This window comes from Boseongicola sp., from assembly GCA_014075275.1.
GTDB lineage: Bacteria > Pseudomonadota > Alphaproteobacteria > Rhodobacterales > Rhodobacteraceae.
The window spans coordinates 1,745,178-1,762,091 of sequence record CP046179.1 but is presented as its reverse complement, the minus strand read 5'-3'; the positions used below and the strand labels follow the sequence as shown (position 1 = coordinate 1,762,091).

Here is a 16,914-nt window from a genome sequence, read left to right as displayed (position 1 = left end):
TTTGTGTCGACTACAGCCATATCAGTGCGCCTTCAGTTGAAGCCGCGCGTTCAGCCAGTTGATGAACTGCGCGAGCGAGAAGTTGACCAGAAGGAATGCGCCCATAAGGATCGCAATCAATTCAAGCGTTTGGCCGGACTGGGTGATCGATGTGGACACGATGTAGAACAGGTCCGAAAAACCGATCGCAACGCCGATGGTGGTAGCCTTCATGATAAAGATCCACTGGTTGCCCAATGGCGGGATGATCGTGCGAAGTGCCATCGGCAACTTCACCCGCGACCAGATGGCAGCGGGCGACATGCCCAGTGCCTGGCCAGCTTCCACCAGCCCTACTGGAACCTCTTTCAAGCCACCGCGCACCACTTCGGCCACATAGGCCGATCCGTAAAGCACGATAGAAACGATCATGGCGACCAGCTCGATCGAGATCGTCAGTCCGCCGACAAAGCGCAAACCCTTAAGTTCAGGGTAAGAGATCGCCGGAAGATCGGTTGGAACAAAGGCAATTGCAGCGATGATTAAAAGCAGAACTGTGCCACCGGCCCAGATACCCAGCGCCTTCAGCGGTGGCACCTTGCGCACGATCAACACGATCAACAACGCCAAAACAATCGCCATTAGAACAAAGGCCGACCCCAACGAGATATTCAGCAAGGGCGTCATCAGACCGCGGTTCGACAAGAAGACGGCATCACCAGCTGACATGGCCTGCCTTGGACCGGGTAGGTGGATCATGATCGCATACCAGAACACCAACTGAAGGATCAGAGGAATGTTCCGGAATATCTGCACGAATATGCCTGCGGCGGACGACAATGCCAGGTTCTTCATATCCCGGGCCGTTCCGATCAGGAAGCCAAGGATTGTTGACAGTATAATAGAAATAAAACCAACAAAAATTGTGTTCAGGAAGCCGATGGTCAACGTCCGCGCGTAGCTGTCGTTGATGTCACGATCGATGAGCGAGAAGGAATAACTCCAACCCGTTGTGCGTTCTAAAAATCCGTATCCACTGGTAATGCCAAGTGCCGCAAGGTTTGTTTGCGCGCTTGATACTGCTGACCAGATGGCAATGACCGATATCAGGACAATCGCGACCTGAATGATCATTTGCCGGCGTTTCGCCTTGGCCTTTAATTCTGCAGGGGTCATGCAAGCCTCCGTCGAAGAAATTGGGCCGCCCGTTCTGGGCGGCCCATCAAATAGCCAGGTAAGGCTTAGTCGAGGATCGGAGCGTAGAGAACGCCGCCGTGGCTCCACAGATTGTTCAATCCGCGGTCCAGTTTGTATGGGCTCTCGTCACCTAGGTTGCGGTGATAGATTTCGCTCATGTTGCCAACTGCGGCAATCATTTCAGCGGCCCAAGAATCGCGCAGACCAAGACGCTCGCCCATGCCAGGATCGACGCCCAACAGACGTGCGGCCCGTGGTTTTGCAGGGTTTGCAGTCATCTCTGCAACGTTGGCGCTTGTGATGCCTTCTTCTTCAGCAATCATAAGAGCTGCCAGCATCCAGTTCACAACGTCAACGAAATCTTCATCACCTTGACGCATAGCTGCTGCGATTGGTTCTGAAGACAGTTTGTCGTCCAGAATGATGTGCGCATCTGGGTTATCAATTTCCGTCGCACGCAGAACGGCCAGGTTTGGACCCCAGCCAACAAATGCGTCACAGCGGTTTGCCAGATAAGCGGCGCGCAACTCGGATGCTTTTTCGTAGCTGACCATGTTTACGCTAGTGCCGATTGTTTGCAGGTAGTTGGCTGCAAGGCGCTCCAGCGTGGTGCCGGCTTCAACGCACATTGTGCCGCCTTCAAGATCCTTGGCTTGGGTGATGCCCAGATCGCCGTGGGCCATGAACTGGGTCCCACCGAAGAAGTAAGGGACCGAGAACTGAAGACCCAGCTCGGTGTCGCGACCCATCGTCCAGCCAGTGGCCTTAATGATAACGTCAACGTCGCCGGACTGAAGGGCTGGGAAACGCTGTGCCCAGCTCAATGGAACGATCTGCGCTTTGTCAGGATCGCCCAGGATGGCAGTTGTCAGCGCGCGGCAAAGGTCGATGTCCAGACCTTTCCACTCGTTTTTGTCGTTCACTTCGATGAAGCCGAAGTAAGAGCCGTTGTGGCCCGAACACAGCATTGTGCCGCGTTCTACGATCTTTGCGACTGTGGCGCTTTCTGCTGACGCAGTGGTCGGCAGGGCGCCCAGCATCGCCACCGCGACGCCAGTTGTTAATAGTTTCTTAAATATGTTTCCTCCATCTATTGTTCTGTATATTGGCACGTTTATTCCGGTATTAAGAATGCCGCATGGTTATTTATGAGTCAATAAGTACTATTGCCGGTGCGCGGTATTCCTAGATTCAAAGCGCTTTTGCTCCGCGTTTGCCTCGAAAAAACCGGCATTGTTGAAGATGCGAGCAATCAACGGCGGACGAATTTTCAAGGTATCTACAATTTATTGACGTTTGAACATTAGACCTGCACTCGATCGGCGCCGTCGGCAGCAATTACGTCGGCAAAATGATTTGGAGCCTATTCCTGTGATCTTTGGATGCCCAATTTTGACATTGGTTAGCGAAAATTTGCAGGAAATTGGTTTGAACTAGGGATTTGGGATTGAGCAATTTACGCGGTCTGATGGGATCGGTGCTCGTATTCAGCATATTCACCAACTTGCTGATGCTCACTGGTCCTTTGTTCATGTTGCAGGTCTATGATCGTGTGCTGGCATCGAGGTCCGAGGAAACTCTGGTTGCCTTGTTCGCATTAGTTGCGTTGCTCTATTTCTTCTACTGGCTTCTGGAATATGCTCGCGGTCGGGTCTTGGCGCGCGCGGGTGCGCGGTTTCAGTCACAGAATAACAACGCTGTTTTTCGCGCTGTGCTGGAGCGGGCGGCGCATAGGCGCAGTTCCAAAGGCACGTTGCAGGATATCGAGACGGTTCGCGCATTTTTTACTTCGCCGGTGGCGCTTGCGGTGTTCGACATTCCGTGGACTCCGGTTTTTCTGGCGGCAATATTTCTGTTTCATCCGCTGTTGGGTTGGCTTGCCGCTGTGGGCGGGGGCATCTTGATTGCCATCGCCATCCTGAATCAAATACTGACCCGCAAAGAAACAGCGGACAGCGCGCAGTTGACTGCGATGTCAATTCGCCTGTCACGGCAAGCCGAGGATGCAGGCGAATTGGTTTGGGCGCAAAGCATGGTTCGAACCATGTCGGATCGCTGGATTGCGACGCAGGACAAAGCGGTTAAAGCATCGCTTAGCGCGGCCGATTGGACCGGCTCGTTCGGGGCCTTCACCAAAGCCTTCCGCCTGTTTTTGCAATCGGCAGTATTAGCGCTGGGTGCTTGGCTGGTGCTACAGGGCGACATCACGGCCGGCGCCATGATCGCCGCCTCAATCTTGCTGGGGCGTGCCCTGGCCCCGGTCGAACTCGGGGTGTCCCAATGGCAGGCCGTCCAGCGCGCTCGTGCGGCGGGAAGAGCGTTGCGGGATCTTCTGGAAGAGTTCCCGGAAAGGGATGTGCCCACTAAATTGCCGGTTCCTGCCGCGCATCTTATAATTCGAGGTGTTACGGATGTTGTCCGTCGGGGCGACAAGCCGGTTCTTCATTCCGTCAGCTTTGACATTGAACCCGGTCAGGCAGTTGGCATCATCGGGCGCAGCGGTGCGGGCAAGTCGTCGCTTGCCAAAGTTATTGTAGGATTGCGGCGACCGGCGTCAGGCGAGGTGAGACTGGATAATGCGACGCTGGAGCAATACGGGCCTGATAGCCTTGGCAACTATATTGGCTATCTGCCGCAGGACGTTCTGTTGTTTGACGGAACAATTGCCGAAAACATTGCCCAGATGCAAATGTCACCAGATCCGGACAAAGTGGTTCGGGCGGCGCAGAAAGCACGCGTTCACGACATCATCCTGAAACTTCCCGAAGGGTATGACACTCCTATTGGCAGTAGCAGTGCGCATCTATCTGGTGGCCAAAAGCAGCGTCTGGCTTTGGCGCGCGCGATCTTCAATGATCCAGTTCTGCTGGTTTTGGATGAACCCAACTCGGCTCTGGACAATGAAGGTTCTGAAGCACTGAACGCGGTCGTCGCTCAGATGAAGGCGGAAAAAAAGGCGGTCTTGATCATGACGCACCGGCCAAACGCGATCTCAACTTGTGACAACCTGCTTGTACTAGACGGAGGTCGCGTCGCAGCATTCGGCCCACGCGACGAGATTATCAATTCGATGATGAAGAATGCCGGCGAAGTTCAGCGTGCCGTTGGCGGGGCAGGTGACGTATGAATGCTCCCGAAAAATGGAGTGCCAAAAGGCCGACTTTAATTGGGTTTGCTGCCATTGTGCTATTGATGGGAGGGCTTGGCTACTGGAGCTTTGGCACACAAATTGCAGGCGCCATCGTTGCAACCGGCGTTGTCCAACTGGAATCCGATCGGCAGGTCGTCCAGCACCCTGACGGGGGCGTTGTGGGTAAAATCTTGGCGCGGGATGGCGACATTGTCCGCGCGGGAGATGTCTTAATCCGATTGGATGGCACGTTTCTACGCTCGGAACTGACAATCGTTGAGGGTCAACTGGCCGAAATCTTTGCCCGCGAAACACGACTGACCGCTGAGCGAGATGATCGCCCGTTTCCAGTCGCGGATTTGCCGAACTTTGTGGCCATTGGGCCGGATATCATTCAGGGGCAAGTCGACGGTCAGCGTAATTTGTTCCAAGCACGACAAACTTCATTGCGTCAGGAGCAAGAGTCGCTGGTCGAGCAAAAGGCGCAGATTGCCCAGCAAATTTTAGGAGTTAAGGCCCAGCTTCAGGCGCTGGAGCGTCAATTGTCTTTGATAGAACAAGAACTGAAAGATGTTCAAAGCCTGTTTGACCGTGGTTTGGTTCCGGCCACGCGCTTGCTGGAGCTGCAACGCGTCGAAGCGCAATTACAGGGTGAAATCGGTCAGCTTGTTTCGACCGTCGCCGAGGCGAGGACGCGCACGGCTGCACTGGACATAGAAGTGCTGAAACTTTTTGATCGCAGGCGCGAAGAAGCGATTTCGCGTCTGCGAGACATCCAATACTCGAAAATTGAGTTGCACCAACGGCGCATAAGTCTAACCGAGCGATTATCTCGGCTGGATGTGCGCGCGCCCTTAGCGGGTACGGTTTTTGACTCGCGGGTATTGGCTGTGCAGGGCGTGGTTCAGCCAGCAGAGCCAATGATGTATCTGGTGCCGGGGTATCAACCCTTGCAAGTATCGGCTCGCATTGATCCAATTGACGTTGACCAGGTCTTTCCTGGTCAAGACGTCGCCCTGATGTTCACCACATTCAACAGTAGTACAACCCCTGAAGTTTCCGGCATTGTGTTGCGTGTTTCGCCCGATGCCCAAACAGACGATGCTACCGGGCTGACATATTATGAAGCGGTGGTGGAACCGTCTGCGGATGAATTGGCGGTTTTGCACGACCTGTCGCTGTTGCCGGGCATGCCCGTGGAGACGTTTGTTAAAACAGATGATCATACGCCAATCTCGTATTTGATACGACCGCTAACTGTCTATTTTGGTCGCGCTTTTCGCGAAGAATAGTTAGGGTCCTGGCGCGAGGGCCGAGCGAACGATGCCATGGTGCGGGCGGTCAATCCGGACTAAGCATCATGCCATCCAGGGTTATGCCTTGCACCCGCTGACCTGTTCGTTAGACATCATTGAAGATCAAGAAAATGTGCCCGCATTCACATGCGGCAGGACAACTTGAGGAGCCGGGCGTTGGTGCCCCGGCGCCCCAGACAAGAAGTTGTCGACACAAAAACGGGAGCAATCGCGCCATGAGTAACGGCAGACTCAACGGAAAACGTGTTCTGGTCACCGCTGCAGGACAAGGAATTGGCCGCGCCAGCGCTCTGGCGTTGGCAAATGAAGGCGCAACGGTTCTGGCGACCGATGTGAATGATGCAGCGTTTGCGGATTACCCTGCGCCGGAGAGCGGATCTATCGAGACCTACAAGTTGGATGTTCGTGACAATGACAGTGTGAAGGCCGGTGTCGCTCGGGCAGCGCCTGATGTTTTGTTCAACTGCGCGGGCTTCGTGCACAACGGAACGATCCTGGATGTGACGGATGACGAGTGGGACTTTGCGTTCGATCTGAATGTGCGTGGCATGTATCGTACAATTGTCGCGTCTTTGCCCGGCATGATTGAACGTGGCGGCGGCTCGATCATCAACATGGCATCGGTTCTGTCGTCTATTATTGGAGCGCCCAATCGGTTTATCTATGGCACTTCGAAAGCTGCTGTTATCGGTATGACCAAATCTGTCGCTGTAGATTACATCACCCAGGGCATTCGCTGTAATTGCATTTGCCCGGGCACGGTCCAAAGTCCTTCGTTGGAAGATCGCCTGCATGCGCAGGGCGAAAAGGTTGGTGGTTACGAAGCTGCCCGAGCACAGTTTGTGGCCCGCCAACCTATGGGACGGATCGCAACGGCGGAAGAAATAGCTGCATTGGTTGTTTATCTGGCCAGTGACGAAAGCGCGTTTACGACCGGTCAACCGCATATCATTGATGGTGGATGGTCGGGCTGAAAAGCGACTGATAACAAATATTTAGAGAAGGAACGCTCACAGATGAAGCTTATTCGATACGGCGCACGAGGCGCTGAGAAACCCGGTGTATTGGATGGCGATACGCTGCGTGATCTAAGCGATCACATTGCCGACGTGACTGGCGATACGCTGTCCGATGAGTCGCTAGATCGCCTTCGTGGCCTTGATATGTCGACACTTCCGGAGGTCACTGACAACCCTCGTATCGGACCCTGCGTCGGTGGGATTGGCAAATTTTTGTGTATCGGTCTGAACTACTCCGACCACGCAGCGGAAACAGGCGCAAGTATTCCTGATCATCCGATATTGTTTTTCAAGGCGAACTCGGCCGTCGTGGGGCCCAATGATGATGTGATCATTCCGCGCGGCTCGACACATACCGACTGGGAAGTTGAACTTGGGGTCGTGATTGGTAAAGAGGCCAAATACGTGTCGACCGAGGATGCACTGAGTCATGTCGCTGGCTATTGCATTGTCAACGATGTGTCCGAGCGGCACTTCCAACTGCATCTGTCTGGACAGTGGACCAAAGGCAAAAGCTGCGACACCTTTGGGCCTACTGGTCCGTGGCTGGTAACACGCGATGAGGTCGGCGATCCGCAAAATCTTGCGATGTCTCTGGTTGTGAATGGCGAACGTCGACAGTCTGGAAGCACCTCGACGATGATCTTCACGGTTGCCGAGTGCATTTCGCACCTCAGTCAGTTGTTTACCCTGCATCCGGGCGACGTCATTTCCACCGGAACGCCACCGGGCGTGGGAATGGGAATGAAACCGCCTGTTTACTTGAAAGCGGGCGACGTGATGGAACTGAACATCGAAGGCTTGGGGCATCAGCGTCAGGCCGTTGGCCAGGATGCATGATCTCCTACTGATCGGCGGCGCAACTCCTGAGGTTCTGGAAAGAACATCGGCAGCATTTCGGGTGCATCAATGGCAGGATATTTCTGACCACAATGCATGGCTGACTGAGAACGGCGAGAGCATTTCATATGTCATGACCAATGGACATGACGGCATCAGCAGCGATTTGATGAAGAAACTGCCGAACCTGCGCCTCATTTCCTGCAACGGCGTTGGATATGACAACATCAACGTCGAGGCCGCAAATCAACTGGGGGTAGTTGTCACTCACACACCCGATGTCCTAAGCGCCGAAGTGGCGACAGTGGCAGTTTTGCTTATGTTGGCTTGTTACAGGGAATTGCTGCGCGATGATGCCTTTGTGCGCTCCGGTGAATGGGAGGCTGGCGGCAATACGCCGTTGACGCGCTCTGCTGACGGTCAGGCCATCGGCATATTGGGTATGGGTCGGATCGGGCAGGTGATTGCGGAGAAACTTGCACCGTGGTCTCCGACGATATTGTATCACTCCAGAAATCCGAAAGACGTTCCTTATCAGTATTTTAGATCGCTCGTTGATATGGCGCAGCAATCGGATGTTCTGATCTGCATAACGCCAGGCGGCGACAGCACCAGACATCTGGTTAATGCTGATGTGTTGAAAGCTTTGGGACCCCAGGGCACCTTGATTAACGTTGGGCGCGGCAGCGCTGTGGACGAAGGCGCGCTGATTGCGGCCTTGCAAAGCAGACAGCTAGGATGGGCGGGTTTGGATGTATTCGAGGATGAACCGCGCGTGCCAAAAGAGTTGCGTGCAATGGATAATGTCATCCTGTTGCCGCACGTTGGCAGTGCTACGGTTGAAACGCGCGCCGCAATGGGGGATTTGGTCGTGAACAACCTGTTGCAGCATCTGAAGGACGGCACGGCGCTGACCCCGGTCCCGGAATGCAGCATTTGACCTATGTAACAGGCATGTTGCAATTCGGAGAAACCTTGCGCCAAATGGCACTATGACAAAACCCTGCATCATCTGTGTTGCCATCACCGGATCGGTGGCACGCAAAGAAAACAATCCGGCTGTTCCAATCACGATCAGCGAACAAATTGAATCCACGCAAGAGGCGTTCGAGGCTGGAGCGACTATAGCGCATTGCCATGTGCGCAACGCAGATCAGACCACAACTTCCGACCCAGAGAAGTTTCGCCTTCTGAAAGATGGGATCGAAAAGCATTGTCCGGGCATGATTGTTCAACTTTCGACCGGTGGCCGTTCTGGTGCTGGGCAGGAAAGAGGCGGCATGCTTCCGTTATCTCCTGACATGGCCTCGCTGACGGTCGGGTCGAACAACTTTCCGACTCGGGTTTATGAGAATCCACCGGATCTGGTCGATTGGCTGGCTGGCGAGATGCTGACCAATGATGTCAAACCCGAGATCGAGGCATTCGATCTGTCGCACATCTTTCAAGCCGCCAGGATGGCCGAGGACGGACGCCTGAAGGGACCGCTTTATGTTCAGTTTGTCATGGGCGTCAAAAACGCCATGCCAACGGACAAACCGTCCTTTGATTTCTTCCGCGAAACGCTTTTGCGTCTGGCACCGGATGCTGAATGGTGTGCGGCTGGGATTGGCGCAAACCAGATTGTTGTGAATGAATGGAGCGTTGCAGCAGGTGGGCATTGCCGCACCGGTTTGGAAGACAATGTTCGCATTGATCGCCAGACGCTGGCACCATCAAATGCCGCGCTGGTTCGGCGTGTTGTCGACTTATGCGAAAAATACGAACGTCCCGTTGCAACGGTCGGCGAGGCTCGCGCAATTTTGGGGCTGCGCGCTGCTTAAAGACTGCCCAGCTTCACGGCGATATTCTTGGTCTGGACGTAATTCCAAAGCGCCTCGCGGCCCTTTTCGCGACCGTACCCCGATTTGCCAACGCCACCGAACGGTGTCTCGATGCCGCCGGCATACCATTCGTTGATAAACACCTGACCGGCGCGCAACCTCCCGGCTGCGTGGGTTGCACGATCCAGGTCTTTGGTGAAAACGCCGCTTACCAGTCCAAATTCGGTCGAGTTGGCAATGCTGATTGCTTCATCGTCGTCGCTAAACGACATAACTGACAACACAGGCCCAAAAACCTCTTCCTGTGCTATCGACATGTCGCTGGTGACCCCGTCAAGGACGGTCGGCTGCAAAAACGCCCCAGGATCATTCAAGGCTCGACCACCAGTGGCAACCCGTGCGCCTTGTTGTTCCGCAGTGCTGACCATGCCGACTGCCCGGTCACGTTGTCCGAGGCTAACCATGGACCCCATGTTCGCGCCGGACTCTTTTCGCTCGATCCCCGGACCGACCGACAGGGATTGCGCAACGTTTACAGCACGTTCCACCAGTTCATCTTGACGACTTTCATGAACGATGACGCGCGACATGGCCGAGCAAACCTGCCCGGCGTTGAAGTAAATGCCCCACCGAATGTCGTTCTCAAATGCTTCCAGATCTGCATCCTCGTGAACGATGGCTGCGGATTTACCGCCAAGCTCCAATACACAAGGAACGATGTTCTTGGCAGCAGCCGTAGCAATGGCAACGCCGGTTGCAACTGATCCGGTAAAGACGATCTGGCGTGCATTGGGATGACCCGCCAATGCGGCCCCAGCATCCTGACCGAGTCCGCAAAGGATGTTGACAGTACCGGCCGGAAATCCGACGGCTTCGGCAGCCTTGGCGAAATAGATATTTGTGAGCGGCGTCATTTCTGGCGACTTTACGACGACCGCATTTCCAGTGGCCAACGCCGCAGACATCGAACGCGCTGTCATTTCGACTGGATAGTTCCAGGGAATTATCTGTGAAGACACTCCGAATGGCTCGTTTTCAGTCCAATCGAAATAGCCTTTACCCAATGGAATAGAGCGTCCTTCGACTGTGCTGGCTTGATTGCCGTAGTATTCAAAATACAGGGCGGCCCCTTCAACTTCGGTCATGGCTTCCCAAAGCGGCTTGCCTTGCTCAAGTGTCAAAGTGGTAGCGATTTCGTCATTATGGGTAAGCAGCCATTGTCCCATGGCCCGAACCATGCGTCCGCGCTCGATGGGGCGCATCTGGGTTAAAGCGCGGCTTTCGTGGACTCTATTTGCTGCTTGCACGGCGCGATCAACATCAATTGCGTCCGCCAAGGCTTGTTCAGCAAGCTTCTCGCCCGTTGCCGGATTGGTGACATCAATCCGACCAGCACCACCGTCGACAAATGCGCCGTCGATATAGTTTTGCCAAAACGATTGCATGTCATATCTCCATCTATGCGCAAAACCACATGAATATTCTGCTTGATTAAGCGATGCGCGGGCAATCGGCCGTTCGCAACCGCAAAACGACAGATTTCCGTCGGTCAGCGGCAGTATTCGACGATTGTTGTTGGAATGATAATGACCGCACTGGTGGAAAACGACGCAGAACGTCGCTTTTGATAATTTGCCCGCTGGCATCTGTGTCTCAGAGTTCCACTACGAATTAGGTCACGCATCGGAGCCAAGAATATGACTATCCCAAATACGATGAATGCTATGGTGCTGACTGGGCACGGCGATCTTGATAAATACGAATTTCACACAGACTGGCCTGTCCCCGAACCAGGTCCTGATGACGTGCTTATCCAAGTCGCCGCTTGCGGGCTGAACAACACAGACGTCAATACGCGCACCGGCTGGTACTCCAAGGCAGTAAGCGAGGCAACGACGGGCGGAGCTTATGCAGAACTGAAGGAAGACGACCCAGCCTGGGGTGGTTCGCCAGTTCTGTTCCCACGCATTCAGGGCGCCGACGTCTGCGGGCGTGTGGTGGTCGTTGGAGCGAACGCAGATCCGGAGCTCGTCGGCAAAAGGGTCATTGCTGACTGTTGGTTGCGTAACTGGAATGACCTGAGCGACCTTGAAAACGTTGGCTATTTTGGGTCAGAGCGCAACGGCGGATTTGCGCAGTTCACGACTGCGGACCACCGCAATGTCGGTGTTGTAAATTCTGAGATGACAGACGCCGAGCTGGCGACGTTTTCGTGCAGCTATACGACCGCCGAAGGCATGCTGTCACGGGCCAACGTCGTGGCCGGTGACCGCGTATTGATAACAGGTGCATCTGGAGGCGTGGGGTCTGCTCTAATTCAACTCGCCAAAAGGCGCGGCGCAACGACGATTGCGATGGCTTCTGAAGCCAAACACGCTGACCTTGCCCAACTTCAACCGGATGTATTGTTGCCACGTTCGCCTGATGATCTGAAGGCTTCTCTAGTCGCTGCCACCGGGCAAGACACCGTCACGGTTGTTGCTGATGTTGTTGGCGGTCCGATGTTCCCTGAATTGATCGACGTATTGGCGCGGGGCGGACGTTATACCTGCTCGGGCGCAATTGCTGGGCCCATAGTCGAGCTGGATCTCAGAACGCTATACCTGCGGGATCTTACCTTTACCGGCTCTACAGTTGTTCCCACTCACATTTTCACTGATCTGGTGAGCTATATAGAGCGCGGTGAAATCAAGCCGATTGTTGCGGCATCTTATCCGTTGGACCAATTAGCGACCGCTCAGCAGGCGTTCATCGATAAGGCGCACATTGGCAACATAGTTGTCACAACGGAATAGCCGTCGGCGCGGATAACAACGCCTAACTTAACCAAGCCACCCAATTTGATCCTCAGCAGAAAGAATTGCCGAGGTCCCGACAGTCGTGCATCATGGATGTCACCGGCAGTTGAAGGAAAGGGCGGCTTGGAATGGTTCACACGACCCGGACACAAGTTGCCATCATCGGGGCCGGACCTGCTGGTCTGACGCTTTCTCTGCTCTTGGCCAATGCCGGGATAGACAATGTTCTCATAGATCGTCGCGACCAAGACTATATCGAAGGCCGAATTCGTGCCGGAGTTCTGGAATGGGGAAGTGTGCAAACGCTTCGAGACGCTGGCGTTGGCGACCGGATGATGGCCGAAGGGCTACCGCACGACGGGTTTGAGCTTGGGTTTTCTGGCGACCGTTTTCGTGTCGATTTGAAAGGCCTGACCGGAAAGCCGGTAATGGTTTATGGGCAAACCGAAATTACGCGCGATCTTTTTGCGCACCGGCTGGCTGAAGGTGCCCAGATCATCTTCTCAGCCGAAAACGTGCAACCCTTTGATATCGAGTCTGATCAGCCTCGCATCCAATACCAGATCAATGGCGAACTGCACGAAATTCACTGTGAATACATCGCGGGCTGCGACGGGTTCCATGGGGTTTCGCGACGCTGCATTCCGGGCAACGTTCTGAAAACATTCGAACGGGTCTACAATTTCGGCTGGCTCGGTGTTCTGGTCGACAAGCCTCCGGTGTCGCATGAGTTAATCTACGCCAATCACGAACGCGGCTTCGCCCTGTGTTCGCAACGCTCTATGACGCGAAGTCGCTACTATGTTCAGTGCGATCTAGAAGACAGTGTCGAGGACTGGCCCGATGACCGTTTCTGGGAAGAGTTGAAGGCGCGGATTGGGTCGGCGGGCGATGCGGTTCAGACCGGCCCGAGTATCGAAAAGTCTATTGCGCCGCTCCGATCCTTTGTTGCTGAGCCAATGCGCCACGGGCGATTGTTTTAGGCCGGGGATGCGGCGCACATCGTACCCCCGACAGGGGCCAAGGGCCTGAATCTGGCCATTGCCGACGTAACGCTGTTATCGCGCGCGCTGATTGAGATGCTGGTGTCCAACAATGATGCATATATCAACAGATACTCAGCCGATTGTTTGCGGCGCGTCTGGAAAGTGGAACGTTTTTCATGGTTTATGTCGACAATGATGCACCAGTTCCCCGAGATGTCAGGGTTCGAAAAGAAGATGCAGCGCGCCGAGTTTGACCATATCGTAGGCTCAGAAACTGCCGCACGATCCCTGGCCGAAAACTATGTTGGCCTGCCGTTGGAGTAACGAAAATGAGCGAACGACACGATCAGGGAATGAAAACGCGGCGCGCGGTTCTGGGCGATGCTCATGTCGATCGTGCCGAAGCGGCAAAAACCGAATTGGACCAGCCCTTTCAAAACTTGATTACCGAGGCAGCATGGGGCCACGTCTGGTCAGGCACGCATTGGAGTAAACGCGAACGATCGATGGTGACCATCGCGCTTTTGGCTGCACTTGGGCACGAAGAAGAACTCGCAATGCACATTCGCGCAACAGCGACGACCGGTGCGACACGCGACGATATTCGCGAAGCTCTTATGCATGTCGCAATTTACGCAGGTGTCCCGGCCGCGAATACGGCATTCCGAATTGCCAAACCCATTCTGGCCGATCTGGATGTGCAATCAGATGCGTAATGAACCACCGCTGAAGAGACGCGACCACGACTGGCATCCAAAGGCTGATTTTCCTGACTATCGCTCGACAACGCTGCGACATCCAAAGCAGAGCCTTATCGCAATACCTCAGGCACTACAGGACACGACCGGGCCTGCGTTTGGGCATGACATTCTGGGCGCGAACGATGACAATTTGACAATCAACAGCGCTCAGCCGGGGGCATCGGCAATTGGCGAGCGATTATTGGTCCATGGTCGCGTGTTGGATGAAGCGGGGCGCGTCGTGCCAAATGTGCTTTTAGAAGTTTGGCAAGCCAATGCTGGCGGTCGGTATCGTCATAAGAACGATGGATATCTGGCCCCGCTGGACCCGAATTTTGCCGGTTGCGGACGCTGCCTCAGTGATAGCGACGGCAATTACGCCTTTCGAACTATCAAGCCGGGTCCTTATCCCTGGCCCAATGGTGGGAATGATTGGCGACCGGCGCATATTCACTTTTCAGTCTTTGGCACGGCTTTTTCGCAGCGTCTGATCACCCAGATGTATTTCGAAGGTGATCCGCACATCCAAATTTGCCCGATTGTTCAGTCGATTGCCGATCCACGTGCCGTTTCTCAACTGACGGCGCGCCTGGATATGTCCCGAACCATACACATGGATATGCGCGCCTATCGTTTTGATATTGTCCTGCGGGGGCCGGACGCGACCTATTTCGAAAACCGGACCGAGGGTGCCTGATGCCCTTTGACCCTTCTCTCAGAACCAAGCCGGCCACGTCGAACGCCACAGAGCCGCTAAAGGAAAGTCCGTCGCAAACGGCTGGTCCTTATGTTCACATTGGTTGCGTCCCGCAGGCCATCGGTTTGGACAACGCACCGAAACAGCTCGCGTCGAACGCTGACGTACCGCCAGGTGAAAGCATCGTCATTCAGGGCAGAGTGCTGGATGGTGAAGGCGCGTTGGCCAAGGACGTGATGATTGAAAGTTGGCAGATCGACGGCCAATGGCACCGCGCGATCTGCGATCTTGAAACCGGGCAGTTTCGGCTTGAAACATCGCGCCCACAGGCGACAGCACCGGCTACGCCCAGTGTCCAAATTTGGATTGTCGCGCGCGGGATTAATATTGGGCTATCGACCCGCATCTATTTCGATGACGAAGAAAACAGCGAAGACCCCATCCTTGCGCTGGTGCCAGACGATCGACGCAATACTTTGATTGCTAAGGGTAATAACGGCGAATACCAGATCGATATCCGCCTTCAGGGTGATGACGAGACTGTCTTCTTCGACGCCTGATCGATAACCTAGCTTGCGGTCATGTCGCGAAGAACTTTCCGCGCGGCAGTCTCAATCGGAGTCTCAACTTCGCTCAATATTGCAACGCGATCAAACCGGTCAGCGTCAGAATTCACGGCCTCACGCAATGCCTGGCCAAAAGCCATGCGCAGCTCGGTTCCGATGTTGAATTTGCAAATTTTCGATCCGCGTGCCAATCGTGTGCGCTGTTCGACCGGAACCCCCGATCCGCCGTGAATCACCAGCGGCACCTGGGTCACGGCTTCGATCTGGCGAATGCGGGTTTCGTCTAATCTGCCTTCTTTGTTCTGCTGCAAATGGACATTGCCAACAGAGATTGCCATCGCATCCACCGCCGTTTCACGGGCAAATCGCGCGGCTTCCTCGGGGTCCGTTCCCAAAGAACCTTCACCCGCAGCATAGCCCACAAATCCGATCTCTCCCTCGCAAGAAACGCCAGCGGCATGGGCCATCGCGGCAATTTTGGCGGTCTCTTCGATATTCTCATCCAGCGGCTTTCGCGAACCGTCGAACATGATCGAGGTAAAGCCGCTCTCTAATGCCTCGCGACATTCGTCGAACGTGTAGCCATGGTCCAGATGGGCGACGACAGGCACATCGACACTTTCGGCCAATGTGCGGAACATCTTACCCAAAACTGGAAGCGGGGTGTGTTTGCGGCACGAGGGGCCTGCCTGAAGGATTACCGGCAATCCTTCCGCTGCGGCAGCCGTGGTGTAGGCGCGCATATCTTCCCACCCAAGGCAGACAAGACCACCAACCGCATATCCGCCACTCAGGGCGGGCTGCAGGACATCGAAAAGCGTGGCGAGTGTCATCAGGTCGGTCCCGGATGAGATGTTAAAAAGGCTTCAAGATCAGCATCATAAGGCATTGCAGGCGCGCAACCCGGTTTGCCGACGACGATTGCTGCGCAGGCCGAACCACGCAACACTGCCTCTTGCAGGCTTTGCCCGACGGCAATTCCAGACAACAACCCGGCCATAAAGCTGTCACCTGCGCCGGTGGGTTTCAAAGCCTCGACGCGATATATCCCGGTGCGAACTTCTTCGTCGCCCGAGATTGTGATCGCCCCTTCTGGACCCATTTTGTAGACCACTACCTTTGCAGTGGTGCGCGCCAGCTCGCGTGCCTTGTCCAACCCTTTGGCCATGTCACCGGCCATAAAACCGAACTCTTCGTCGTTGCCCACGATCATGTCACTCATGGCACCCGCGCGGGATAGAACATCGGCGGCGACTTCGGGTGAAGGCCACGAATAAGGGCGATAGTCTACGTCGAAGATAACCGGCAGGCCCTGGGCTTTGGCGGCTTCGAAGGCATGAAATGCAGCACTGCGCGACGGCTCGGCGGCAAATACTGTTCCGGCGGTGACAAAGGCACCAAACCGCGACAGGTCCACCTGATCTACGTCTTCCCGAGTAACCTGGAAATCGACGGCTCCGTTTCGGTAGAGTACGGTTTCATGTCCGACCAACACACTTTCATATACGGCAAGCGATGTCCGAAATTCGCCGTCCAGCACGCGGATATGGCTAGTGTCGACGCCGTAGTCTTTCAGACCCTTAATGCAGAAATCGCCGATTGCGTCTTTGGATACAGACGTAATCAAAGCTGACTTGGCTCCGAACTTGCTTAAACCGATTGCGATATTGGCGGATGAACCACCGATCCCAGCTTGAAGGTTCGTAGCATCTCGCGTTTTGGTTCCTGGCGGTGAAGGTGATAAATCCATTCCGACCCGGCCAAAAACGGCAAAGTTATTCGATTTTATCCCCTCAAACAGATCGGCCATAAATCTCCTGCTT

At 54.8% G+C, this 16,914-nt stretch carries 15 protein-coding genes and 1 pseudogene; 11 read left to right on the top strand and 5 right to left on the bottom strand.

Going from position 1 to position 16,914, the window contains the following annotated elements:
- Positions 1 to 21: 21 nt before the first annotated feature.
- Positions 22 to 1,155: an ABC transporter permease subunit gene (locus GKR98_08900; GenBank protein QMU58303.1), complete on the bottom strand. Its 1,134-nt coding sequence runs from the start codon at positions 1,153 to 1,155 to the stop codon at positions 22 to 24.
- Positions 1,156 to 1,220: 65 nt separating this feature from the next.
- Positions 1,221 to 2,216 (bottom strand): transporter substrate-binding domain-containing protein, encoded by a 996-nt coding sequence (locus GKR98_08895; protein ID QMU58302.1) that lies wholly within the window; start codon positions 2,214 to 2,216, stop codon positions 1,221 to 1,223.
- 428 nt (positions 2,217 to 2,644) lie between these two features.
- Here GKR98_08895 and GKR98_08890 point away from each other — a divergent pair, with 428 nt between their 5' ends.
- The 6 genes from GKR98_08890 to GKR98_08865 all read left to right on the top strand — a co-directional run bounded on the left by GKR98_08890 (position 2,645) and on the right by GKR98_08865 (position 9,304).
- Positions 2,645 to 4,303, top strand: a complete 1,659-nt coding sequence (locus tag GKR98_08890; GenBank protein ID QMU60034.1) for a type I secretion system permease/ATPase — start codon at positions 2,645 to 2,647, stop codon at positions 4,301 to 4,303.
- Positions 4,300 to 5,598 (top strand): HlyD family type I secretion periplasmic adaptor subunit, encoded by a 1,299-nt coding sequence (locus GKR98_08885; protein QMU58301.1) that lies wholly within the window; start codon positions 4,300 to 4,302, stop codon positions 5,596 to 5,598. Before GKR98_08890 ends, GKR98_08885 begins: the two co-directional genes overlap by 4 nt.
- Positions 5,599 to 5,837: 239 nt before the next feature.
- On the top strand, positions 5,838 to 6,596 hold the full coding sequence (locus GKR98_08880) for an SDR family oxidoreductase (protein QMU58300.1): 759 nt from the start codon (positions 5,838 to 5,840) through the stop codon (positions 6,594 to 6,596).
- A gap of 42 nt (positions 6,597 to 6,638) precedes the next feature.
- Positions 6,639 to 7,481, top strand: coding sequence for a 2-hydroxyhepta-2,4-diene-1,7-dioate isomerase (locus GKR98_08875; GenBank protein ID QMU58299.1), 843 nt, complete (start codon positions 6,639 to 6,641; stop codon positions 7,479 to 7,481).
- Positions 7,474 to 8,421, top strand: a complete 948-nt coding sequence (locus tag GKR98_08870; GenBank protein QMU58298.1) for a 2-hydroxyacid dehydrogenase — start codon at positions 7,474 to 7,476, stop codon at positions 8,419 to 8,421. Before GKR98_08875 ends, GKR98_08870 begins: the two co-directional genes overlap by 8 nt.
- 52 nt (positions 8,422 to 8,473) lie before the next feature.
- Entirely contained in the window at positions 8,474 to 9,304 is an 831-nt protein-coding gene (locus GKR98_08865; protein ID QMU58297.1) for a 3-keto-5-aminohexanoate cleavage protein, read from the top strand.
- Here GKR98_08865 and GKR98_08860 read toward each other — a convergent pair.
- Entirely contained in the window at positions 9,301 to 10,749 is a 1,449-nt protein-coding gene (locus GKR98_08860; protein QMU58296.1) for an aldehyde dehydrogenase family protein, read from the bottom strand. The two genes, GKR98_08865 and GKR98_08860, sit on opposite strands and share 4 nt — an antisense overlap.
- Before the next feature lie 252 nt (positions 10,750 to 11,001).
- On the opposite strand from GKR98_08860, the gene GKR98_08855 reads away from it, so the two are divergent.
- From GKR98_08855 to GKR98_08835, 5 genes and pseudogenes are all read left to right on the top strand, one after another.
- The gene (locus GKR98_08855; protein QMU58295.1) at positions 11,002 to 12,099 is read left to right on the top strand and encodes a zinc-binding dehydrogenase; all 1,098 of its coding nucleotides are present in this window, start codon (positions 11,002 to 11,004) and stop codon (positions 12,097 to 12,099) included.
- Between the two features lie 131 nt (positions 12,100 to 12,230).
- Positions 12,231 to 13,412: pseudogene (pobA, locus tag GKR98_08850) on the top strand (4-hydroxybenzoate 3-monooxygenase).
- A gap of 5 nt (positions 13,413 to 13,417) precedes the next feature.
- A complete protein-coding gene (gene pcaC, locus GKR98_08845) occupies positions 13,418 to 13,804 on the top strand; it encodes a 4-carboxymuconolactone decarboxylase (protein ID QMU58294.1) in 387 nt (128 codons plus the stop codon).
- Entirely contained in the window at positions 13,797 to 14,525 is a 729-nt protein-coding gene (pcaH, locus tag GKR98_08840; protein ID QMU58293.1) for a protocatechuate 3,4-dioxygenase subunit beta, read from the top strand. Before pcaC ends, pcaH begins: the two co-directional genes overlap by 8 nt.
- Positions 14,525 to 15,085, top strand: coding sequence for a protocatechuate 3,4-dioxygenase subunit alpha (locus GKR98_08835; protein ID QMU58292.1), 561 nt, complete (start codon positions 14,525 to 14,527; stop codon positions 15,083 to 15,085). Before pcaH ends, GKR98_08835 begins: the two co-directional genes overlap by 1 nt.
- 8 nt (positions 15,086 to 15,093) lie before the next feature.
- On the opposite strand, the gene GKR98_08830 is transcribed toward GKR98_08835, so the two are convergent.
- Together GKR98_08830 and iolC are read right to left on the bottom strand one after the other, a co-directional pair.
- Positions 15,094 to 15,924 carry a class II fructose-bisphosphate aldolase gene (locus GKR98_08830; GenBank protein ID QMU58291.1) on the bottom strand — a complete coding sequence of 277 codons (831 nt, stop codon included), beginning with the start codon at positions 15,922 to 15,924 and terminating at the stop codon, positions 15,094 to 15,096.
- Positions 15,924 to 16,901, bottom strand: a complete 978-nt coding sequence (iolC, locus tag GKR98_08825; GenBank protein ID QMU58290.1) for a 5-dehydro-2-deoxygluconokinase — start codon at positions 16,899 to 16,901, stop codon at positions 15,924 to 15,926. The genes GKR98_08830 and iolC overlap by 1 nt, the downstream gene beginning before the upstream one ends.
- Positions 16,902 to 16,914 lie beyond the last annotated feature (13 nt).